The following is a 23,461-nucleotide window of genomic DNA, read 5'->3' as shown; positions in this document are numbered from 1 at the left end:
TATTTTAACGTAAAAGTTATCTTCCAAAAAAAGAGACATAACCCTCAAATCATTACAATATTGGTTAAAAACATATAAACGTGGTGAAAATTGATAAAAATAGGGGTAGTAAAGGCGATGGGTGGGCATCTGCTAACCGATAATTGTCTATCGAAATTTTTGAGTGGCATTTAGAATCGTCCAAATCTACATTAAATGAGAGAAAGTAGAAAGGCGCTTTATATGAAAACGCCTTTAATTATTTACTATTTGTTTCTCTTTCCAATAATTCGATAATACGATCTAATTTTTGTTCTACATCAGGATTTGTTTTAACAACCCTCTTTTTTAACAAGCTTTTTACAGCGGTAGAAATTATTAATAAGACGGCTAAAAGGAAGAGGAACATAATAATTTGAAACACCATATCCCCAGTCATTTCTTATATCACCTCATTTGAGACGGTTTTACCTTAGTATACATGATATAGAAATATTAGGGTGCCGTTTTACTGTTTTTCAGCATCCTCAATAATATCTTCGCCAATAATTTCCTTCCATTTATCATACACTGGCTGTAAATGCTCTTTAAAAGCTTCTATCTCTTCATCAGTCAGTTCATTTATTTCTATATCGCTCTCATTTTGTATTTTTACATAAGCTTCATCATTGAGCTTTTCAGCAGAATCTCTAGCAATCTCTGTACCTGCGTCGATTCCAGCTTGCACAATACGCTTGCTCTCATCATTTAATCCATCCCAAAAAGTTGTGTTTGTTAGTAATGCATAGTCAACACGGTTCATACCGATAATGGTTAAGTACTCTTGTACTTCAGCAAACTTTTTCGATTCGATGTTGCTATACGGGTTATCTTGACCATCGACCGTTCCTTGTTGCAAGGCAGTATATAGCTCTCCGAAAGGGATCGAACTTGAGCCGGCCCCTAATGATTTATATAGTTCTTCTAATAGTTGCCCTCCAGTTGTCCGCACTTTCAATCCAGCAAAATCACTTGGAGAGGATATAGTACGGTTATTATTTGTCACATGCTTGGCTCCGTTTGGCCACATGGTTAACCCTAATACTTTATCTTTCTGTAAACGCGCTAATACTTCTTTCCCCTTTGGTCCATCCCAAAAATTTTCAGCAGCTTCATCATTTTCAAATAGAAAAGGCATACCTGGAATATTAAAACCGACTTCAGAACCAACTAATTTTGTCATTTCCGGCATGATGAATTGAACATTATTGGCAATTAAGTTTTGATACTCATCTTTATCACCGAACAAGGAGCTATTAGGAAAAATCTCAACTCGGATCTTCCCATTGGATTGTTCTTCAATCACTTCTTTCATTTTTAATGCCCCTTTATGCTTGGGGGTATTTTCTGCAACTACGTGGGATATCTTAATAGTCATTGCTTGAACGCCGTTTACTTGGGTAGCATCTGCATGTGTAGGGTGACTTTGACAACCAGACAGAAGTGTTCCAACGATAATCAAAAGGCAAAGGACAAAAATCGATTTTACTCTTAACATGGAAAAACCCCCCTAAGTTACAAAAGAAATCGCTTACAAAATAGTATATTGGATACAATATCTAGAATTATAACAAAATAAATGAAAATTGTGAATAAATAAAAATAAATAAATATTCTGTTTATTATTCATTTGTTTTATAGTAAAGTATAAATATTGGATACAATCTACAAAAGGGAGTTGATAATCGTCATGCTTAAGAAACTATCAAGCTTAGAAGAGGGAATGGCTGGTTTGTTATTTATTGCTGGTGTGTTTGTAAGTCTGTATGGGGTATTTACACGGTATATCCTCAATATGCCGCAAGCTTGGGTGACAGAGATTTTTGAATTTTTGATTGTTTGGTCCATCTTTTTGGGTTTTGGTATCGCTTTAAAAGAAAATCGTCATATCAGTGTAGAAATCCTATTTGATCGTTTATCTTACAAAGCAAAAATGATTATTAACTGTATTAGCAATTGTATCGGTGCGGGTTTTGCCTTTTTTTTAATGTTTACAAGCATTAAATTGGTAACGCTTACAAGAGTGCAAGGTACTGAAACTGTTGACGTAGGTATTCCGATTTGGATTACTTTACTTGTATTACCTATCAGTATGGGACTACTAGGGCTTTACTTCATTAGAAAAGCTTATAGATCTGCTAAAGGAGACAAGAAAGAGTTAACAGGTGAAGTAGAAGAATTATATGAAGAAATTGAACAACAAAATAGAGAAAATCATAACAAGGGGGTTAGTTTATGAGTGCGATTATTGTCCTCTTTGTTGTATTTACGATTCTTTGTTTATTAAGAGTTCCAATCGCAGTCAGCCTTGGCCTATCTAGTATCGTTGCTTTATTTATGGTAGATTTTACGCTTTATACGGTTGGTTTGAAGATGTTTAATGCTTTAAACTCAGCAACTTTAATGGCGATTCCCGGATTCGTTTTTGCAGGGGTGATTATGTCCAAAGGTGGCATATCCTTTCACTTAATTGAAGCACTAAAATCATGGGTCGGTCATTTTCGCGGTGGATTAGCTGTTGTCACTATCCTTGCCTGCATGATTTTTGCTGCCATCTCAGGCTCAAGCCCAGCCACAGCTGCAGCAATTGGTGGGATTATGATTCCTGCGATGGTAAAGGCAGGTTACAGTAAAAGATATTCGATGGGTTTAGTGGCAGCTGCTGGAACGCTAGGTATATTAATCCCACCGTCCATTCCGTTAATTATTTATGCAACAGTTGCAGAAGCCTCAGTAGGTAAATTATTTGCTGCAGGAATAATCCCTGGTTTGCTACTAACAAGTTTACTTTTGTGTTCAGCTATATTTCATGCAAGGAGACATAATTATGGTAGATTAGAAAAAGTTCCCTTTCAATTGAGATGGAAAAAGACATATAAGGCAATCTGGGGCTTTTTACTACCCGTTTTTATTTTAGGTGGCATTTATAGTGGGGCTGTCACGCCAACTGAAGCAGCTTTTGTTTCTTGTTTATACGGTTTAATTGTGTCGATATTTATTTACAAAGAGATGACTTTTAATAAATTTCGAGAAGTATTAAAAGAGTCTATTAATATAACTGCGATGATTTTCTTAGTAATTGCTTCAGCCATGGTTTTTGGGATGTTCTTAACAACGGAACAAGTACCACAGATTTTTGCTCAATGGATTGAAGCTAGTGCAGCAAATAAGTGGATATTTATAATTGGTGTCAACTTGATGTTTTTCTTATTGGGGATGTTTCTGGAGGCAACAGCGATTATTTTAATCACTTTGCCAATCTTACTACCTGTATTAGTATTGTTTGATATCAATATCATACATTTTGCCATTATTATGACGATTAATATGGAGTTAGCGATGATTACTCCTCCGGTAGGGCTAAATCTATTCGTAGTTAGTGGAATTACAAAAGAAAAAATTGGTGAAGTGATTAGAGGTGTGGTTCCCTTTTATTTGCTTATGGTGGTTGCACTGATTCTTGTTATCATATTCCCTGAAATCTCTTTGCTGTTAGCAGAGTAAATCATTGAGTAATAGAGCCGTCCAAAGCAATGTCTTTGGCGGTCTTTTTGTGTTGTTATAAATCAACAAATATAAGAAATATGTAAAACCCTTTAAGCGGTTGTAAATGATATTTAAGGTTTTGTAAATGTTTGTGAGATTCTCTGACAGGATGATATACATGTGATATTCTTGCTTATATAATAAAAAACAACATAAAACAAAATAAAACAAAGTAAAACAACAAAAGAATTTTGATTAAGGGAGCAAACATGGATGTCTCTACTAGCCGAAGAAAGAAAGAAGAAGATTATGAGTTTAATCCAAGAGTTTGGACAAGTGAAGGTTAATCAATTGGCGAAAGAATTTCATGTATCAACGGAAACCATTCGTAGATACTTAGAAGAATTATCAAATGAATATAAAATAAAAAAAGTTCATGGTGGTGCAGTCAAAGTTGAGCCTGTAAATAATGAATTGTCGATGTTTGAAAGAGAAATTCTTCATATCGACGAAAAGAAATTGATTGGTAAGAAAGCAGCTTCACTTGTTGAAGATGGTGATGTACTTTTCATTGATGAAGGAAGTACAACGATGCAGATGGCTGATGGTTTATTAATGAAAGAAGGCATTACAGTGATAACGAATTCCTTTCCCATCGCGATTAAATTAATGGAAAGAGAGGAGTTAAGAAGTTTCACAGGTGAACTTATCTTCTTAGGTGGACATGTTCGTAATGATCACTTCCGTACAACCGGATCTTTGGCAGAAAAAATGGCAAAAGAATTTTATGTCGATAAAGCATTTATTGCCATCGACGGTGTGGCTAATCAAGCTGGATTTACAAGTTATGACTTAGATAAATGTCTTCTGTCACAAGTTTTTATCTCGCAATCAAAAAAATCTTATGTGCTAAGTGATGATTCTAAGGTGGATAAGGTAGCCAATTATAAAATCGCCTCATTAGAAGAAGTGAATTACTTTATTACGAATATCGATTATTCGGACACAGTTGACCTTACTAAAGAACAATGGATACAGAGCTAAAAGGAGAGGGATGCAGTTTAGGTAGCTGATTGCTGCCCTCCTTAGTTCAGAGGGGAATGGAAAAATGATTATTCCAATGCCGGTTGCCGCACTATTGTATCGTGGTTAGGATTTCTAGATGCTGATTTAATTATGAAAAACGGTTTTTAAAGTAAAGAGACTTACTTCAGCAGCGATAATATTTTTTGTAGGCGGTAAAAGGGTCTATAACATGGTTAATTTTTATCATTGTGACACTTTTTATCATTCCTCTTGGTAAATATTTGGAGATTAAAAGAGGGGAATGCTCAGTTTTAAATACTGAATTTTCTAACTATTGGAGGATTTAAATATGCTCAAACTTGAGAATGTATCTAAAAAATATCATAACAAATCAGTATTAGAAAATATTGATTTAGAAATACAACCAGGAGAAATCGTGTCACTTCTTGGTCAAAGTGGAAGTGGAAAAACAACGTTATTAAACATCATTTTAGGATTGACAAAAATGGATAGTGGAAAAATTTATTATGAGAATGAAGATTTAACGAATGTAAAGATGAAGGATAGGGGCTTTAATATTGTTTTTCAAGATTATGCATTATTTCCCCATCTAAACGCCTATGAAAATATTGTATATGGCTTGAAGAATAATCTATGGACTCAAAGAATGAATTACACGAATATATTGATTTCCTTGAGCTCGGTCCACATTTGGACAAGAAAATCAGTCAACTATCTGGCGGGCAAAAACAAAGAGTCGCGCTTGCGAGAACGTTAGTGATGAAACCAAGAATTCTTCTATTAGATGAACCGTTAAGTGCATTAGATGGGGTGATAAAAGAGTCCATTAAAGAAAGAATCAAGTCGATTGCTAAGCAATTTCAATTGACAACCATTATTGTTACGCATGATCCGGAAGAGGCGTTAACTTTGTCAGATAAAATTTTAATTATTAATCAAGGTCATGTGTCACAATTTGGTACCCCACATGAAATCATTCATGAACCGAATAATGAATTTGTGAAAGATTTTATACTCAAACAACTCCACATTAAAAGGCAAAATATTTTTCATTTGTTTGGTGAGCAATATGCCTAATATCAAGTTGGAAATGAAAGTCATCTATATGGCTATCATCCTATTATTCTCGGTATTTCTAGTATCGCCAATGCTGGCATTATTCTACCGCTCCTTCCAAACAACCAATGGCCTTGAATTAACTAATTATATAAATGTACTAGCGAATGGCGAACTAATAACAGCGTTCATGAACAGTATAAAAGTTTCAGGATTAACAGCCGTAATTTCAACTGTGTTAGCGTTTATGATTGCTTACGCATTACATTGTACGAATATTGAAAAACGTTATAAAAGTATCATTAAAGTTGGGATACTTATTCCTATGTTGTTACCTACGATTACATACGGTTTTGCGATTATGTATTCTTTTGGTAATCAAGGATTAATCACGCAGCTCATGGGACAACCCTTATTTAATATCTATGGATTTAATGGCTTGTTGTTAGGCTATACAATTTACACTTTACCGGCTGCCTTTCTTATTATAAATAACTCATTTATGTATATAGATAAGAGATTCATGGTTGTTTCAAAGTTGATGTTAGACGGTACTTGGAGAAGTTTTTTTCATACGATCTTACGTCCATTAACTGGAGCTATAGGTGGAGCCTTTGTACTCTCATTTATTCTAAGTTTTACTGATTATGGGATACCAGCTTCAATTGGCGGAACATACTCGGTTGTTTCTACTCAGCTTTATCAAGTGATGCTTGGTTCAATCCCGAATTTCAGCCATGGGGCAGTCATCGCTATATTAATGCTCTTACCAGCCTTATTCGGTGTTTTTTTACTGCAATATTTAGAACGATTCAATTTCCATTATGACAAATTCACTGAGATTGAAATGGTTGAACATAAAGGCAGAGATATGAGTTTTGCGTTATTATCTTCCATTGTCATCATTGGTATGTTATCTGTCTTTCTGGTGATGTTCATTGCACCGTTTTTAACAAGTTTTCCTTACGATTCAACTTTTACATGGAATCATCTCATCAATGTATTTCAATCAAATGACCTCATTGGTGTGTATAAGAATTCTCTAATCGTTGCTCTTTTTACGACATTCTTTGGGATATTGATAGCCTACAGTTCAGCGATTATTAATGCGAGAACAAAGATAAAAGGAAAAGGCGCGTTTGATATTGTTTCAATGATTACAAATACCTTGCCTGGTATGGTACTTGGTCTATCGTATCTATTACTTTTCAATAATAGTAGTCTAAAAGGCACGTTTATCATTATTATTGTATGCAATATTGTCCACTACTACACAACGCCTTACTTAATGGCGAAAAATTCTCTATCTAAGATGAACCCGACATGGGAAACAACGGGAGGATTACTCGGAGATAGTTGGTTTAAAACGATTTACCGAGTGATTCTGCCAAACTCTTGGGGCACAGTGATAGAAATGTTTAGTTATTATTTTATCAATGCGATGGTCACGATTAGCGGAATTATTTTTCTCGTATCTGCTCAAACATCGCTTGTTTCAAGTAAGATCAAAGAACTACAGCACTTTGCTAAATTTAATGACATTTTTGTACTATCTTTACTGATCTTCTTCACTAATCTCATTATCAAACTACTCTGTGATTATTTACAAAAAAGAAGATCATTAAAAAATATATAAAAGTGAGGGATGTAATATGAGAAAAAATAAAAAATGGTTCACACTCTTGTCAGTTGCTATCGTCATGATTCTAGCTGGATGTGGAGGGGAGGCAGCAAGTGGTGACAGTAATCAAGTCGTGATCTTATCAAATGGTGATGAAGAAGCAGTAAACGTGATGGAAGAAACATTAAACGATGCTGGCTTTGAAGGAGACTATTTAATTCAATCATTAGGAACATCAGAATTAGGAGGAAAATTATTAGCAGAAGGGAAAATTATTGAAGCAGATATCGTCACAATGAGCTCTTACTTTTTAGAAAGTGCTGAAAAGCAACATGACATGTTTAAAGATTTAAGTTTCGATACAAGTAGTTTAGTAGAATATCCTAACTTTTATACTCCTTTATTAGCTAATACTGGTTCGTTATTTTATAACACTTCTCTTTTAGAGCAAAAAGGGCTAGAAGTCCCGACCTCAATAAAAGAGTTGGCAGAACCACAATACGAAGGCTTAGTGTCAATTCCTAATATTATGGATTCTTCCACAGGATGGATGCTTATTCAGGCAATTATTAGTGAGTATGGAGAAGAAACTGGTAAGAAGGTTATGGCTGGGATTATAAAAAATGCAGGGCCCCATTTAGAAAGTTCAGGTTCTGGTTCTATTAAAAAGGTGCAAGCAGGGGAAGTCGCGGTTGGATTTGGATTGCGTCATCAAGCGGTTGCTGCAAAAACGGGAGGCGCACCAATTGATTTTATCGATCCAACAGAAGGGAACTTCTCAACTACAGAATCGATTGCCGTCATTGATAAAGGTGAAGGGCAAAAAGAATTAGCGGAAGAAATGGCTGAAGTTCTGGTAAAAGAAGCGAGAGAAGGTTTAATCGACTATTATCCAGTTGCTTTGTACGATGGCGAGACGGTTGCAGATGAAAACATTGCTAGCAATCAAAAAATATTCTCAGAACCAATGACAGTAGAGTTATTAGAGAAACATCAAGCATTCTTTAATTCAGCTAAATAAAGGAGAGTTTACGAATGAAACAATATAAATTATTAACACCAGGTCCATTAACAACGACAGAGGCGGTTAAAAGAGAAATGTTGTTTGATCGTTGTACTTGGGATGATGATTATAAGCAAATTACGCAAAAAATCCGCACAGATTTATTAAAACTTGCTCATGCAGAAAATGATGACTATACCGTTGTCTTGATGCAAGGAAGCGGCACTTTTACAGTGGAATCAGTTATGACTTCTGCTTTTAGTAAAGAGGATAAAGCATTGATTATTACGAACGGTGCCTATGGTGAGAGGATGGTCAAAATCGCTAACTATATTGGTATCAAGCATACGCATTACGCTGTTGCCTATAATGAATATCCGAAAGAAGCAGAGATTAGAAATTTATTGTCTTTAGATAACGAAATTACACATATCGTCATGGTCCATTGTGAAACAACGACAGGTATTCTTAATCCAATTGAGATGATCGCCAACGTTGCTAAAGAAACAAATAAAACATTAATTATTGATGCAATGTCAAGCTTTGGCGGAATGGAAATTGATATACCTGCACTTGGGATTGACTTCTTAATAAGCAGTGCGAACAAATGTATTCAAGGAGTGCCAGGGTTCGGATTTGTGATTGCTAAAAGAGAGAAAATCATCTCTTGTAAAGGTAATGCACGAAGCCTTTCACTCGATTTATATGATCAATGGGTAGTGATGGACAAAGATGGCAAATGGCGCTATACTTCACCAACTCATGTCGTTGCTGCTTTCGGGAAGAGCTTGGATGAACTGGATACAGAAGGAGGGGTTCCTGCTCGTGAACAACGATACCGAAATAATAATCAGTTATTAAGGAAGAGAATGAAAGCCATTGGATTTGATACATATATTAGTGAGGACAAACAATCACCAATTATTACTTCCTTTATTTATCCGAACGATCAATTTAGTTTTCAAGCTTTCTATGATTATATGAAAGAACATGGGTTTGTTATTTATCCAGGAAAACTAACTGATGAAGATACTTTTAGAATGGGCAATATTGGCGAAATTTACGAAGAAGATATTAACCGTTTATGTGATATTATCGAAAACTATTTGGGAGTGAAAGCATAATGAAAAAAATAGAAGCAGTGATATTTGATTGGGCGGGTACGACAGTAGATTTTGGTTGTTTTGCACCTGTAAACGTCTTTATTGATATTTTTAAAGATGCGGGTATTGAGGTGACGATGGCAGAGGCGAGAGAACCAATGGGCATGCTAAAGATCGATCATATTCGCGCCATCCTGTCGATGCCCCGGATTGCATGTCTTTGGGAAGAAGAAAATGGCAAGCCATTCACTGAAACAGATGTAGAAAGGTTGTATAGCAAATTCGAACCGGCTTTATTGCAGTCATTAGCTCATTTTACTGATCCGATAGCTGGTGTGGTCGAAACGGTTACAGAGTTAAGAGCAAATGGTTTGAAAATAGGGTCAACGACAGGCTATACGAGCACAATGATGGATATTGTTGTACCCTTAGCAAAGGAAAAAGGCTATACACCTGATTGTTACTTTACGGCTGATGATACCGATTCGTACGGTCGACCGTATCCGTTTATGATCTTTAAAAACTTGCAGGCATTAAAAGTATCGAGTGTGAAAAACGTCGTGAAGGTTGGAGACACGATTTCAGATATTAAAGAAGGTGCGCAAGCCGGCGTATGGACGGTTGGGGTGATAGTTGGTAGTTCTGAAATGGGCTTATCAGCCAATGAATTTAACAAATTATCTGGAGAGGAACAACAGAGAGAAATGGCACGAACAAAAGAAGCCTTTATAAGCGCAGGGGCTGATTTTACAATTGAGACAATGACAGAATTACCTTCACTGATAGAAACAATTAATCTTCAAGGATCCGGGAAGGAAAGGGAAGCTATTGAAGAATAAAGAAGCACTTCACCGTGAAGGAGACGTGAATAATAGCCCTTCACGGATGAGGTGGAATCATTCACTTGATCAGGTAAGTCGAGAAACACTTTGGCGCGACGAAGCGGTCTTTATAAGGCAATCGATGTCGACTCCTTGTCTACAAACCATTGTTGACGCAGACGGTTGCTACTTAATCGATCGAGAGGGAAAACGTTATTTAGACTTCCATGGCAATAGCTTGCATCAAGTCGGCTATAAAAATCCGTATGTGATTGAAGCTATCACGAAACAAATGAGTACTTTGCCTTTTATTCCGCGGAGATTTACTGCTGACATTGCGATGGAGGCAGGAGAAAGGTTAGTAGAGAAGACGATCTCAAAAGATTTCAAAGTATTATTCGTTCCATCAGGCAGTGCAGCAGTGGGACTTGCTATGAAAATTGCTAGAAAAGTGACTGGCAATCATAAAGTGATTTCCATGTGGGAGTCATTTCATGGGGCTGGCTTAGATGCAATCTCTGCGGGAGGAGAGTCTGTATTTAAAAACGGTATTGGTCCGATGTTACCTGGGATGATTAAAGTAATGTCCTACCAGTCCTACCGGAATGTCTTTGGTGCAAGCTCACCAGAAGATATCGCTGAAAAGTCGTTAAATTATCTGGAGTATGTCATTTTGAATGAAGGCGATATTAGTTGCATCTTACTAGAGCCAATTAGAGCAACAGATACGCATATTCCTCCACGCTCTTATTTTAAAAGGTTAAGAAAAATATGTGATGAACATGGGATCCTACTCATTTTTGATGAGATTCCAACCGCCTTTTACCGAAGCGGTGAATGTTATGTGCATCAATTATATGATATTGAGCCAGATATCCTTGTATTGGGAAAAGGATTAGGCGGAGGCATCGTGCCACAAGCTGCTGTTTTAGTGAAAAAAGTGCTTGATACGGCGGCAGAAGTTTCACTCGGTCATTATACACATGAAAAGCCAGCAATAGGCAGTGCGGCTATCGTTGCCATGCTTAACTATATTGACGATTACAGGTTAAAAGAAAATAGTTTGAGCCAATCTCAATTCATGGCGGCTAAGTTAAAGAAACTAGCGGAGCAGTATACTTGCATTGGGGATTTACGAATCTGCGGATTGTTAATAACGATCGAGCTTGTTAAAAGCCGAGACACAAAAGAAAAAGATGAGCAGTTGACCGAGTTTCTTCTCTACTACTGTTTGCAGCATGGTCTATCGTTTAAAGTAGCAGCTGGCAATTGCATCACATGGCATCCACCCCTCATCATCAAAGAAAAAGAAGCAAGCTTAGCTATTGAGTTACTGGAGAATGGCTTGAGAGCATATCATGCATAAAAACCTCTCATTTTTAGAGAGGTTTTTTTGTCTTCTGCATGCATAGTGCAACATCATAAAAATTAGGAATCGTCTAAACAGCACTTAAAATGATGAAAATGATTGTCGGGATAATCACTGTCCATTTTTAAGATTGTAAACGTCTTTTTTTCTAGAACATTCATACAAGCAATTGATCATTTTTTCCTTCTACTATAAATAAATTGTAGATTGTATCAATGCAAAAATATTCATTTACATGCTATGGTTATTGTATGAAAAAATAAAGGAGTAAAGATAAATGAAACCGATAGATGATCATCTCAAAAAGGATTTAAAAGTCATATTTATTGGGTTTAACCCGAGTGTAAAGTCTGCAGAAACTGGATTTCATTATGCCAACCGTCATAACCGGTTTTGGAAAATCCTCTATCAATCTGGGCTGACTGAACGGGTTTACTTACCAGAAGAAAATCATCAATTACTTCAATTAGGATATGGTTTAACAAATATTGTCTCAAGACCAACTAAAGCGGCTAGCGATATTACGAAGGAAGAATATCAAGCAGGTAGATTAGAACTATTAGAAAAATTAAAAAAATATCAACCTGAAGTGGCCTGTTATGTAGGGAAAGGTGTATATCAAGAATTTAGTGAGAAAAAGAAGGTATCTTGGGGATTTCAGAGCGAATCGGTTGTACCAGGTGTAATTGATTTTGTTGCACCTTCATCAAGCGGGCTTGTAAGAATGAAAATAGATGAAATTGTCGATATCTATAAACAATTGAGGGAAAAGTTACGGAAGTAAAAAACAGGAAAAAAGACCGAGAGAAAAAAAGGTCTAATTTCTTTCAGAATATTTAATCTTTTGTTATAATAATGATACAACTTGTATCGCTTCAAAATTCTCTTGTCTATGCGTTGAAGGGACCAAATGGTTTTCACGATTATGTTAGGGAGGGATAAAGGATGAAGCAATTAGTTAGAGTAATGCCTTACACAGTCAATGATCAAGTGACAGATGTCAATGAAACGCCGCAAGGAATACAATTGATTCAGGCACCTGAGATTTGGAAAGAGACGAAAGGAAAAGGCATGAAGGTGGCAATATTAGATACAGGTTGTGACATAGACCACCCAGATTTAAAAGCGAGAATTATAGGTGGTAGAAACTTTACAGACGATGATGGGAGTTCACCAGATATCTTAGATGACCATAATGGTCACGGCACACATGTTGCTGGTACAATTGCTGCTACTGCTAATGAATCAGGAGTAATTGGTGTAGCCCCGGAAGCAGATTTGTTAATTGTAAAAGTATTGAACAAAGATGGATCTGGTCAATATGATTGGATTATAAATGGAATATTGTATGCGGTTGAACAGAAAGTAGATATTATATCGATGTCACTAGGTGGCCCTGAAGATGTTCCAGAACTACATGAAGCGATACAAAAAGCCGTCGGAGAAAATATTCTCGTTGTTTGTGCAGCTGGAAATGAAGGTGACGGGGATGATAATACCGATGAGCTTGCTTATCCAGGTTCATATAATGAAGTCATTAGTGTTGGTGCTGTTAATTTAAACCGCGAATCATCACCTTTCAGCAATTCTCATACCGAAATTGATTTGGTCGCTCCTGGTGAAGAAATATTATCTACTTTTTTAAATGGTAAATATGCAAAACTAAGCGGTACATCAATGGCCGCACCACACGTCGCAGGGGCTTTGGCGTTAATAAAAGATTTTTCTCAAGTTACATTTGAAAGAGATTTCTCAGAGCCTGAGTCATATGCGCAATTGATTAGAAGAACTGTTCCGCTGGGCTATTCGCCAAAATTAGAAGGAAACGGTCTCCTTTATTTAACTGTACCAGAGCATTTAAACCGTGTATTAACTGAAGTAGTAAAAAATAGATTAGTAAAAAGTTAATATATTGATTGGATTAAAAACAAGAACAAATTCTGTTTCATTGAATTTGTTCTTGTTATTTTTTGTCTAATAAGTTTCTCTAGGCATGGTTTTTTTATTTTATTGATTACATGTATTTTATGATGAATGAATTGAGACTATGTTATGATCCTTTAGTTTATTATACTAGTAACAAAACGAGCGCGTTTGGAGGAAAGGATATGCAGCCATTTACAGCAACAGTGATTAAAATAATTAAAGAAATCCCTAAAGGAAGAGTAATGAGCTATGGACAAATCGCAACATATGCTGGTAGCCCCCGTGGTGCAAGGCAAGTTGTTCGCATTCTCCATTCAATGAGTCATAAATATGGTTTGCCCTGGCATAGAGTGGTCAATAAAGTAGGTGAAATTAGACTAAATGATAGCCACCAAGCCGATATGCAAAAAGAGTTACTTGAACAAGAAGGTGTTTTCTTTATACAGGCTCATCAAGTGGATATGAGTCGCTCACAGTATGACCGCGCCAAGTGAAGCACTAACACACAGTCAAGGTTTGTTCTCTATCTTTCCTCTTTTTTTCCCCTAAGTATGCCTAGTTTTGCTGAAAGAAATGATTGACTAGTCATTGCTACCTATTTAGGACAGAAGGAAAAACACATCCATTCACTTAAAGGAGAAAAATGAAGAAAAAGCGAAGTTCAATACATATAGATGTAGTTTTTTGTCAATCTATGTAGGAGAAATGTAGACAGGAAGAATATAGGAGGGGATGAGGGAAAATGAAAAAAGCTTTAGTGAGTTTGTTGACGGTTGTACTACTATTTTCAATTGCCTATACACCGTTTCAATCAGCAGTGGAACCTAAAGTTTCGGCTAATGAAGAAGGTGATGAGTTAGTTCAGAAGCTTAATCAACTTATTAACAATGATCCACTGTTAGCGGGAGCTCTTGCTGGTGTTAGCGTGAGGAGCGCAGAAGAAGGGAAGATTGTTTATGAACATATAGCTGATACTAGATTACGACCAGCTTCTAATATGAAACTATTAACAGCAGCAGCAGCACTGTCAGTATTAGGTGAAGATTATCGCTTTAAAACAGAATTATTATCGATAGGCCAGCAACGGGGCTCTGTCCACCATGGGGATATTTATTTAAAGGGGTATGGCGACCAAACTTTATTGAAAGAAGATTTTACTAACATGGCTAAAGCATTAAAAAAACAAGGTATTAAAATGATTAAGGGTCAACTTATTGCAGATGATAGTTGGTATGATGATGAACGTTTGTCAGAAGATATCATCTGGAAAGATGAGAGTTATTATTATGGTGCGCAAATATCAGCATTGACTGTAAGTCCGAATGAAGATTATGATGCTGGAAGTGTAATTGTCGAGGTAAAACCAGGTAAACAAGAGGGGAAAAAGCCAGAAATAACTCTGCAGCCGAACAATAGATATGTCAAAATCAACAATAACGCTAAAACCGTTGGTGCATCAGATAAGAAAGAAATTGATATTGTAAGAGAACATGGTACAAATGAGATAACCATCACTGGGACGATTCCTATAGAAGCTACATCTAGTAGAGAGTGGATTGCCGTATGGGAGCCAACACAGTATGCTTTAGAGTTATTAAAGGATTCTTTAGCAGATGAGGGTATTAAAATCCATGGTGGCGTTAAGGTAGGAGTCGCACCTAATCAAACAGAAGTGTTGTATGAACAACAATCCATGCCGTTAGAGGAATTGCTCATTCCCTTTATGAAGTTGAGTAATAATACACATGCCGAAATTTTAATCAAAGAAATGGGGAAAGTAGTTAAAAATGAAGGCAGTTGGGATGCAGGATTAGAAGTTTTAGCAGATGAATTGAATGCTTGGGGAATCAATCAAGATACCATGCTTTTAAGAGACGGATCAGGCATCTCTCATGTCACTTTATTACCAGCTAATGAGCTTTCCAAACTCTTATACGAAGTACAGAAGGAATCTTGGTTTGATGTGTATTTTCATTCATTACCAGTAGCTGGTCATGCGGACAGAATGGTAGGGGGTACATTAAGAAATCGACTGAAAAACTCTCCAGCTGAGGGTCATGTTTATGCAAAAACAGGATCGATTTCAACTGTTAGCTCGCTTTCAGGCTATGTGGATAACAAGTCAGGAGAAAGATATGTATTTTCTATTATATTGAATAATATGGTAGATGGGTCAAAGGGGAAAATCATTGAAGATAAAATTGCTACCATTTTAGCTGAACAATAAACTATGCTCTATCATTACAAAAACGCTTGGATGCTGGACACCAAGCGTTTTTGTAATCGTCTTTATTTCTAAATAAGATTCAGATAAAAATTACTCACCCTTGCTAGCCTGAACATCTAAACTAATTTTGATTTTGTCTCCGACAAGAACGCCACCCGTTTCTAATGTAGAGTTCCATGTTAATCCATAATCATTTCTGCTGATTGATCCAGTTACGTTAAATCCAGCTTTTGTATTTCCCCATGGATCAATTCCCGTTCCTTCAAATTCGACTGCAAGCGTTTCTTGTTTTGTTGTATCTTTAATCGTCAGATCACCTGTCACGCTATATTCATCTTCCCCATTTTTTACAATATTCGTTGCTTTAAAATTAATTTTTGGATAGGTTTCAACATCGAAGAAATCTTGTGATTTTAAATGATTATCACGATCTTCGTTTTTGGTATCAATACTAGCTGAGTCGATTGTTAATGAAATATCCGCTGTTGTTAAATCTTTAGGATCAGCTTCAATAACAGCATCAAACGCTGTAAATGATCCCTTTACATTAGCAATCATCATATGTTTAACAGAAAAATCAACACTACTATGTGCTGGGTCTAACGTCCACTTTGTTTTAGCCATTTTATTTTCCTCCTATATATCTTTGATTAATAAATCTCAAATTAAAAATAATTGATTTCGAAATAATTATAATCTCGTCATCCGTGTTTGTCAATTTTATTTTTAAATTTTCTAATAATTTTTTCGCGGAAGTGCGATATGTTATGGTAGTGAAGTGACAAGAGTTCGTATACAATAGGAATAATATGTATTTGTTAGAGGAGTTAAAGGAATGAAGCAATTAGAGGATATCCATCGTCAAGCGATTGAATATACAAAAATGAAAATTTATGAAGATATAGATTATTATTTAGGTGCAAATGAACAAATGTTAAGTTTTTCACAATATATCAAAGATCGAGCTCCGTTTTTAGCACAAGTTTGGCAAAATGTGTGGAGTAATAAAGCGACAAACAAACTCTCTCGTTTTCATAAGAAGGAATATTTAAAGAAAAAAAACTATGTTATTGAAGATATGAATAAGAAAACGTTAAATCAAGCATTTAGGAAAGAAGTCATTGAGTTCCGTCCATTAAATGTAAATAGTTTGCTACATTCGATTTTTGCAGATCAACCTGAAAAGTGGGCCAAACGTTATGTTTATGCAAGAGAAAGATATCTTCAAGAAGAAAAAGAACGCCAGATCAAACAAGAAAGATACGCCTATCAAGAATTTCTATGTGAAGAAGCAGAACAATGGTTGTCAAAAAACAGTGAAAATCTCTTTTTAGCTTTAAGACATAAATTGGCTTTAAAGCTTGAAACGGATTTAGCAAATAGAGTGAAGTATCATGAGACGGAATCACGTTACTTAGAAGAACCTTTAGTGGAAGTGGGGCCATTTAACGTTGATGATTACCCCCGTGTAGAAGATTTCTTTGAAGAGTTTACAGGTAATCTCCACAAAGTGATGATAAAAAATAAATGGTATTTTGAGTATGAAACATACTATTTTGAATACGAACAAATGGTAGGAGAAACTTTACATACGCTTATACAACAAGCGCTTCTATTACATCTTGGTCAAGGTCATATTGATAAGTATCAATCTTTGTTCCAGCATAGTTTGACTGGAGAGAAGTTGTTAGATCTAATTGATTGGGAAGATTTAATTCCAAATGCACTAGGCCGAATCATGGAAGATTATGTGAAAGATTTATTGAAGATAGCAAATGAGAATTTTGATTTAGAAGAGCAGCGAAGCTTATATGAAATACAAGTGAAAGAAAGAAAAATGAAGCGCAAACAAGAAGAACTGGAACGGAGACAAAAAGAAGAACAACAACAAAAAATGTTGAATGATATTTTTGGCTCTGCTTATGAGAGCCGAAAGAATATTTATCAGAAATTTGTTCTTCATATTGGTGAAACAAATACAGGGAAAACGTTCCAAGCACTAGAGAAAATGAAAGCAGCCCCATCCGGGTTATATTTAGCCCCATTACGTTTGTTGGCGCTTGAAGTCTATGAAAAGCTAAACAATGAAGGAACACCCTGTTCTTTAAAAACTGGAGAAGAAGAACGAGAAACCTCAGGTGCGACACATTTAGCTTGTACGGTTGAAATGTTTTATGAGAAAGATGATTATGATGTCATTGTTATAGATGAATCACAAATGATTAGTGATAAGGACCGTGGCTATGCTTGGTTTAAGGCAATCACAAAGGCAAATGCGAGAGAAGTGCATATTATTGCGAGTAAAAATGCCGAAGCTATGCTGTTGCAATTAATTGGAGATAGCAATGTTGAAATACATAGATATAAACGAGAAGCCCCTTTGGAAGTAGACAGTGAAGAGTTCACTCTAAAAAACGTAAAAGAGGGTGACGCGCTGATTTGTTTCTCACGTAAAAGGGTACTCGAAACAGCGTCTATGTTACAAAGAAAAGGTCATCAAGTGAGTATGATATATGGCAGTATGCCACCTGAAACGAGGAAGAAACAGGTTAATCGCTTTACAGCTGGTCAATCTGATGTCATTGTCTCAACAGACGCAATCGGAATGGGATTAAATTTACCGATACGACGGATTGTTTTTTTGGAAACGGAGAAATTTGATGGTACGAAACGTCGCACACTGACATCTCAAGAAGTGAAACAGATTGCTGGGAGAGCGGGGAGAAAAGGTATTTACCCTGTAGGTAGAGTGGCCTTTTTTGACCGGATTAAGTTAATGAGCAGTTTATTATCACAAGTAGATGCTCCGATTGAAAGTTTTGCTATTGCACCTACTTCAGCCATTTTTGATCGCTTTCTTTCGTATTATCGTGATTTAGGGAAGTTTTTTGAACTCTGGGATTTATTTGAGAGTCCAAAGGGAACTAAGAAAGCAACATTAAGTGAAGAAAGGGAGCTTTATGAACTGGTTAGAGGGACAGAGATTGAGGCGAGAATGCCTTTAAAAGATTTGTACAGTTTCTTACATCTACCTTTTTCAAAAAAAGAAGCGGACTTGATTCGGCAATGGGAGCAGGCGATGTACAGTATCATTGATCATGAAGAGCTGCCTGAACCAAGGTTAAGAAACCGTAATCTTGAAGACCTTGAGTATTCATATAAAGCAATAGGTCTTCATTTACTATTTCTCTATAAATTAGGTCAACATACTGAAGCCATCTATTGGGAAAGAGTGAGGGACGATATATCTAATCATGTGTTTGAACGATTAGATGATGATATTGCAAATATGAAAAAAACATGTAAGCGTTGTGGAAAATCTTTAGCTTGGGATCATGCCTTTAACATTTGTGATGATTGCCATAAGAATCAACCGAGTAGAAGAAGACGTTACTATAAGAGGTAAACAGGAGGGGTAATGTGAAGCTGAGTATTTTAGATCAATCACCAATTGCAAAAGGCAAGACAGCAAAAGAAGCACTTGAGGCATCACTGCAGTTAGCAAAAACAGCGGATGAATTAGGCTATTACCGCTATTGGATTGCAGAGCATCATGACTTGCCTGGGCTCGCTAGTTCCTCTCCTGAAATTATGATGACTTATATTGCATCACAAACGTCAACTATAAGGATTGGCTCGGGTGCGTTGTTACTACCGAATTATAAACCTTTTAAAGTGGCAGAGAACTTTCATTTGTTAAGCACACTTTTTCCAGGACGTATAGACCTCGGCATAGGAAGAGCACCAGGTGCATCTGCTGAAGCAAGTATTGCACTAGCAGGGAATTATTTGCAAGCTGTCAAAGAGTGGCCCCAGTCTATTGATACACTACTTGCTTTTTTAAATGACCATCATCCAGAAGACCATCTTTTTCGTAAAGTAAAGGCAAGTCCCATCCCCCCAATTAAGCCTGAAGTGTGGATGTTAGGAACAAGCCATAAAAGTGCTAGTTTAGCAGCTGAAAAGGGGTTACATTACTGTTTTGGACAATTTATGAGTGATGCTAATGGAAAAGAAGCGATTGATCTTTTTAAAGAGAAGCGCAAGAGCGAACAACAAAATATGATGTTAACCGTCTCTGTTATTTGTGCTGAAACAGATGAAAAGGCTGAAGAAATAGCTACCTCAGTATTATTATGGCATCTCCAATCAGATGATGGAGAGAAGCAAGAAGTACCTTCAGTAGAGGAAGCAATTAAGCATCCCTATTTCATTGCAAAACAAGAAAAAGTCGCTAAGATGAAAGAAAGAATGATTATTGGTAATCCGGAAAAGGTCAAGAGAGACTTGTTAAGTCTTACAAACCAATACGGCATAGATGAAGTCATGATCGTGACAATAACACATGATTATGAAGATCGTCTAAAGTCATATAAATTATTGGCTGATATGATTAACAAACCAGTTTTTTAGAGATATAAAGGGAATGTGAAGCAACCTACTCATTATTTCTTCAATATTTATAGGGGGAAGCTCTTATCTTTTTTTGTCATGGTCAAACGAAAGCTGGTTGCTATTCCTCTATAAATAAATATTTATTGCTCATGTCTAGAAGAATTTATTCTCTTTTTTTCCGCTCTTTAAAAGGGCAAACATGAGAGGTATATGGGTTGTATTAAATTGAAGCAATGTCAATTTTAAGCAAGCAGCTTTTACCTCTAAAGTTTCTAATTTGTTTTCGTTTACGATGCGTTAATCATAAATTCGATAGCATGTTTCCCTTACTGCTTGAATAGAAATAAGGCAGTAGCATCTAAGACGAGAATGAAGGAGAGAGGTATAATGGCAAGCTTTCATCATGAGAAAAAGGTAAATGTATCAATTGACCACCTATGGCAGTTTGTTAGTGATATGAATCATTGGGCACCACTTGTTCCTGGATATATAAGGCATGAAATATTAAATGAAAAAAGCTCCATCTGGGTGTTTAAAGTAGATGTCGGTTTAATGAAAAAAAAGATAGAGCTACAGGTCGATATCACTAGATGGCAGGCGCCTAATAAAGTGACATTTAACTTAACAGGTATCAATGAGAAATTTAAGGGCAATGGTTTTTTCTCGAGTGTAAATTCTTCTAAAAAAGAAGTAGTGATGACGGGCTTTTTAGAGATTGTAGCTGAGGGAATGATGGCAAAAATGGCGAATGCTATTTTAGAAACCTCTCTTCCCGAAATTACAACTGAGTTAACGAATGCAGTCGCAGAGAAAGCAGAACAGCAGTATTCACTGCATCAGTAATTTATTTTGTGAATTTATTTGCATAACTAGAGGCGACATATGCCTCTGGTTTTATTTTGGCTTCCACACCAATGGATTCCATTCTTGCGACCATTTCAGCTACATATTCCTTCGTTTTATTACGAGAGCCGGCACCAATATCTAAATGGCCTTCCATCGTAAAACTTGCACCTTGGTAAATAAATGGTAAGACAATATCAATCATCTTGTTTTTCTTCTCTTCATCAAATAATGCAACAATCTCTTCAGTTAAAGAAGTTTCAAAAGAAATTCTTTCATGTAGATGAAGCATCTTTCGTGGGACGGAACATTTTCTAATACAAGCCCACGCTCCTTTTCCTGCATTTTGAATCACTATACCAGTGATAAATAAAGTATGGGCAGGATGTACTTGAGAGTCTGTTCCAACAATCAGTTTATAATTTCCTCTCGGTTGGATGTACATGAAGTGAAGAATGCGCTCAAAGACATCTTCAAATGTTAAGTTTTTCTCTTTTAAATTTTGAAAAGGAAGTATTTGCAAAGTCATCACCACATTTTTAATTTATAGTTTATGCATTCACGAACCTTCATGAATCAATTGCAGCCTATTTTATACATATGAAAGAAGTAAAGATTTTAAGATAAATTTTATGACCATCCTGCAAGCTAAACGGATTGAAAGGCTAAGATGGCCTTTATTGGGTCCATTGATAGTGGATGTTCGTCTATATTGATTTTCCATTGTTGAAAGCATGATAGAGAGTTGTGTAGAATGTAAAGGAGAAAAACTTGCAATGAAAGACAAAGAGGTGCGAATAATGTTTAAAGAACAGTTAGTCGAAAGAATCAAACAAGCAAAAGATAATGGGGAATTACTATTTATTGAAGAATTAAACTACGCTAAAAAGCAGGAGATAATAGATGAAAAAGAGGTAAATGTCCTCGACCCTAAAAAGCGCTTTTTTGATAGTTATATTGAAAGAGGCGATAAAGAAACAGAAAACTTTCTTGGGACAGAATCGGCCAGTGAATTTTTTGAGCAGCCGATCACTTATTTTAAGCAACATATCAATGAATTCGTCTATATTGAATCCGTATGGTTCGATCAACTAAATGTTGAATCACTTTCTTTTGAAGTAGATGATTTATTCCGTACTTATGATTGCTTGATTGGTTTAAAGCAGCCTAAGAAAAAGGAAAAAGAAATTAAAGCCTATTTTATGTCAATCTTCACAAGTGATGAAGCACGACTGAGCCCTATGTTTAATCAAAAAGATGGCTTATGGGAAATTAACTTTACGTTAGATTATATTGAAGGATTTTCCGAAGATATGAAGATAGGCGAAGCTTTTTCACTTATATATAAAGTTTTATTTGACCTAATAATTGAGCTTGAAGGCTGATATTAGTAGTTGGTCTTAATGGATACATGACATTTATCATGGTTGCGTGATGACACCTATGTCTTCACAGTATTTTCAGACGTCTTTATTATTAAATTATATTGAAGGAAAGGAACTTACAATATGACTAAAGAACGTTTGAAAACATTGAGAAAACAAATGCTGCCATTTGAAAAGGCGAATCGTAACAAAAGTATATATCAATTAATCAATACGCTTGTACCATTTTTTGGTTTATGGACACTTGCTTATTTTTCACTTTCCATTCATTATTTATTGACATTAGCTTTATCTGTTTTAGCGGCGGGCTTTTTAATACGTATATTTATCATCTTTCATGATTGCTGTCACAATTCATTCTTTAAAAGCCGCAAAGCGAATAAAATTGTGGGAACGATTGCTGGGATTATTACGATTTTTCCATATAGCGCTTGGGCACATGATCATTCCGTTCATCATGCAACAAGCAGTAACTTGGACAAGCGTGGGACAGGAGATATATGGTTATTGACTGTTAAAGAATATATGGATGCCTCTTTTTTAACGAAGGTTGGTTATCGACTTTACCGTAATCCAATCATTATGTTTGGATTAGGTCCGATTTACACATTTTTATTTAAAAATCGTTTTAATCGAAAGGGTGCTCGTTTACCGGAGAGATTAAATACGTATTTAACCAATGTAGGAATTGTTGCTTTATATGCTTTCATGTGTTATCTCATCGGCTGGGAAGCATTCCTACTTGTGCAAACCCCGATTTTCCTGATTTCTGGTGCAGCTGGTATTTGGTTATTCTATGTCCAGCATACATTTGAAGATTCTTATTTTGAGCCAGATAAAGAGTGGGAATATGTGAGTGCAGCAATTGAAGGCAGTTCATTTTACAAATTGCCAAAACCACTGCAATGGATGACAGGAAATATTGGTTACCATCATGTACACCACCTAGCTCCAAGAGTCCCAAATTACGAATTAGAGAAAGCACATACTAACAGTGAGCAATTACAAAATGTACCGACCATTTCACTAGCAACAAGCCTAGAATCTCTTCGCTTTAAGCTTTGGGATGAAGAGAAGAAAATATTTGTCGGCTACCGTGCAGTAAAACAATACCGAAAAGTACCGGTATCTTAATAATAATCTGCTATAATACTGTTAAGA

The 23,461-nt window shown here is 36.1% G+C and carries 22 protein-coding genes and 1 pseudogene; 19 read left to right on the top strand and 4 right to left on the bottom strand.

What is annotated here, in order from left to right:
* Positions 1–238 precede the first annotated feature (238 nt).
* Together MKX78_RS12870 and MKX78_RS12865 are read right to left on the bottom strand one after the other, a co-directional pair.
* Positions 239–418, bottom strand: a complete 180-nt coding sequence (locus MKX78_RS12870) for a DUF4083 family protein (protein WP_307318437.1) — start codon at positions 416–418, stop codon at positions 239–241.
* A gap of 69 nt (positions 419–487) precedes the next feature.
* Positions 488–1,516, bottom strand: coding sequence for a DctP family TRAP transporter solute-binding subunit (locus MKX78_RS12865; RefSeq protein ID WP_307318440.1), 1,029 nt, complete (start codon positions 1,514–1,516; stop codon positions 488–490).
* 192 nt (positions 1,517–1,708) lie between these two features.
* On the opposite strand from MKX78_RS12865, the gene MKX78_RS12860 reads away from it, so the two are divergent.
* The 14 genes and pseudogenes from MKX78_RS12860 to dacB all read left to right on the top strand — a co-directional run bounded on the left by MKX78_RS12860 (position 1,709) and on the right by dacB (position 15,677).
* A complete protein-coding gene (locus MKX78_RS12860) occupies positions 1,709–2,257 on the top strand; it encodes a TRAP transporter small permease (RefSeq protein WP_095373173.1) in 549 nt (182 codons plus the stop codon).
* Complete coding sequence (locus tag MKX78_RS12855) at positions 2,254–3,522, top strand: TRAP transporter large permease (protein ID WP_095373174.1); 1,269 nt, start codon at positions 2,254–2,256, stop codon at positions 3,520–3,522. The genes MKX78_RS12860 and MKX78_RS12855 overlap by 4 nt, the downstream gene beginning before the upstream one ends.
* 255 nt (positions 3,523–3,777) lie before the next feature.
* Positions 3,778–4,548, top strand: a complete 771-nt coding sequence (locus tag MKX78_RS12850) for a DeoR/GlpR family DNA-binding transcription regulator (protein ID WP_095373175.1) — start codon at positions 3,778–3,780, stop codon at positions 4,546–4,548.
* 331 nt (positions 4,549–4,879) lie between these two features.
* Positions 4,880–5,286, top strand: a pseudogene (locus MKX78_RS12845) (ATP-binding cassette domain-containing protein); the annotation flags it as partial.
* 24 nt (positions 5,287–5,310) lie between these two features.
* A complete protein-coding gene (locus MKX78_RS12840; RefSeq protein ID WP_445662678.1) occupies positions 5,311–5,628 on the top strand; it encodes a hypothetical protein in 318 nt (105 codons plus the stop codon).
* Positions 5,621–7,243 carry an ABC transporter permease subunit gene (locus MKX78_RS12835; RefSeq protein WP_307318447.1) on the top strand — a complete coding sequence of 541 codons (1,623 nt, stop codon included), beginning with the start codon at positions 5,621–5,623 and terminating at the stop codon, positions 7,241–7,243. Before MKX78_RS12840 ends, MKX78_RS12835 begins: the two co-directional genes overlap by 8 nt.
* A 16-nt stretch (positions 7,244–7,259) precedes the next feature.
* The gene (locus tag MKX78_RS12830) at positions 7,260–8,249 is read left to right on the top strand and encodes an extracellular solute-binding protein (RefSeq protein ID WP_341051218.1); all 990 of its coding nucleotides are present in this window, start codon (positions 7,260–7,262) and stop codon (positions 8,247–8,249) included.
* A 14-nt stretch (positions 8,250–8,263) separates the two neighbouring features.
* A complete protein-coding gene (gene phnW / locus MKX78_RS12825) occupies positions 8,264–9,355 on the top strand; it encodes a 2-aminoethylphosphonate--pyruvate transaminase (RefSeq protein ID WP_341051216.1) in 1,092 nt (363 codons plus the stop codon).
* A complete protein-coding gene (gene phnX, locus MKX78_RS12820) occupies positions 9,355–10,173 on the top strand; it encodes a phosphonoacetaldehyde hydrolase (protein WP_341051214.1) in 819 nt (272 codons plus the stop codon). Before phnW ends, phnX begins: the two co-directional genes overlap by 1 nt.
* On the top strand, positions 10,163–11,521 hold the full coding sequence (pbfA, locus tag MKX78_RS12815) for a (R)-1-hydroxy-2-aminoethylphosphonate ammonia-lyase (RefSeq protein ID WP_341051213.1): 1,359 nt from the start codon (positions 10,163–10,165) through the stop codon (positions 11,519–11,521). The genes phnX and pbfA overlap by 11 nt, the downstream gene beginning before the upstream one ends.
* A 280-nt stretch (positions 11,522–11,801) precedes the next feature.
* Positions 11,802–12,308, top strand: coding sequence for a G/U mismatch-specific DNA glycosylase (mug, locus tag MKX78_RS12810; protein WP_341051211.1), 507 nt, complete (start codon positions 11,802–11,804; stop codon positions 12,306–12,308).
* Between the two features lie 161 nt (positions 12,309–12,469).
* Positions 12,470–13,432, top strand: coding sequence for a S8 family peptidase (locus MKX78_RS12805; protein ID WP_307318464.1), 963 nt, complete (start codon positions 12,470–12,472; stop codon positions 13,430–13,432).
* Between the two features lie 200 nt (positions 13,433–13,632).
* Entirely contained in the window at positions 13,633–13,944 is a 312-nt protein-coding gene (locus tag MKX78_RS12800; protein ID WP_095373183.1) for an MGMT family protein, read from the top strand.
* 248 nt (positions 13,945–14,192) lie between these two features.
* Entirely contained in the window at positions 14,193–15,677 is a 1,485-nt protein-coding gene (dacB, locus tag MKX78_RS12795; protein ID WP_341051209.1) for a D-alanyl-D-alanine carboxypeptidase/D-alanyl-D-alanine endopeptidase, read from the top strand.
* Positions 15,678–15,767: 90 nt separating this feature from the next.
* Here dacB and MKX78_RS12790 read toward each other — a convergent pair whose 3' ends face one another.
* Positions 15,768–16,301, bottom strand: a complete 534-nt coding sequence (locus tag MKX78_RS12790) for a YceI family protein (RefSeq protein ID WP_341051206.1) — start codon at positions 16,299–16,301, stop codon at positions 15,768–15,770.
* Between the two features lie 211 nt (positions 16,302–16,512).
* Between MKX78_RS12790 and MKX78_RS12785 the strand changes: the two genes are divergently transcribed.
* The 3 genes from MKX78_RS12785 (at position 16,513) to MKX78_RS12775 (ending at position 20,915) form a co-directional block, all read left to right on the top strand.
* Entirely contained in the window at positions 16,513–19,083 is a 2,571-nt protein-coding gene (locus tag MKX78_RS12785) for a DEAD/DEAH box helicase (RefSeq protein ID WP_341051204.1), read from the top strand.
* Between the two features lie 14 nt (positions 19,084–19,097).
* On the top strand, positions 19,098–20,090 hold the full coding sequence (locus tag MKX78_RS12780; RefSeq protein WP_322909402.1) for an LLM class flavin-dependent oxidoreductase: 993 nt from the start codon (positions 19,098–19,100) through the stop codon (positions 20,088–20,090).
* Between the two features lie 369 nt (positions 20,091–20,459).
* Positions 20,460–20,915, top strand: a complete 456-nt coding sequence (locus tag MKX78_RS12775; protein ID WP_307318471.1) for a CoxG family protein — start codon at positions 20,460–20,462, stop codon at positions 20,913–20,915.
* 1 nt (position 20,916) lies between these two features.
* On the opposite strand, the gene MKX78_RS12770 is transcribed toward MKX78_RS12775, so the two are convergent.
* The gene (locus MKX78_RS12770) at positions 20,917–21,444 is read right to left on the bottom strand and encodes a ribonuclease H-like YkuK family protein (RefSeq protein ID WP_289433836.1); all 528 of its coding nucleotides are present in this window, start codon (positions 21,442–21,444) and stop codon (positions 20,917–20,919) included.
* A 247-nt stretch (positions 21,445–21,691) separates the two neighbouring features.
* Here MKX78_RS12770 and MKX78_RS12765 point away from each other — a divergent pair, with 247 nt between their 5' ends.
* Positions 21,692–22,300 carry a branched-chain amino acid aminotransferase gene (locus tag MKX78_RS12765; RefSeq protein ID WP_341051201.1) on the top strand — a complete coding sequence of 203 codons (609 nt, stop codon included), beginning with the start codon at positions 21,692–21,694 and terminating at the stop codon, positions 22,298–22,300.
* Between the two features lie 123 nt (positions 22,301–22,423).
* The gene (locus MKX78_RS12760) at positions 22,424–23,434 is read left to right on the top strand and encodes a fatty acid desaturase (RefSeq protein WP_251161654.1); all 1,011 of its coding nucleotides are present in this window, start codon (positions 22,424–22,426) and stop codon (positions 23,432–23,434) included.
* The last annotated feature ends 27 nt before the right edge of the window (positions 23,435–23,461 follow it).

Source organism: Cytobacillus sp. FSL R5-0569 (assembly GCF_038007265.1).
Lineage (GTDB): Bacteria > Bacillota > Bacilli > Bacillales > Cytobacillaceae > Cytobacillus > Cytobacillus kochii.
The sequence above is the reverse complement of the archived record's forward strand: the minus strand, read 5'-3'. Positions and strand labels throughout refer to the sequence as shown.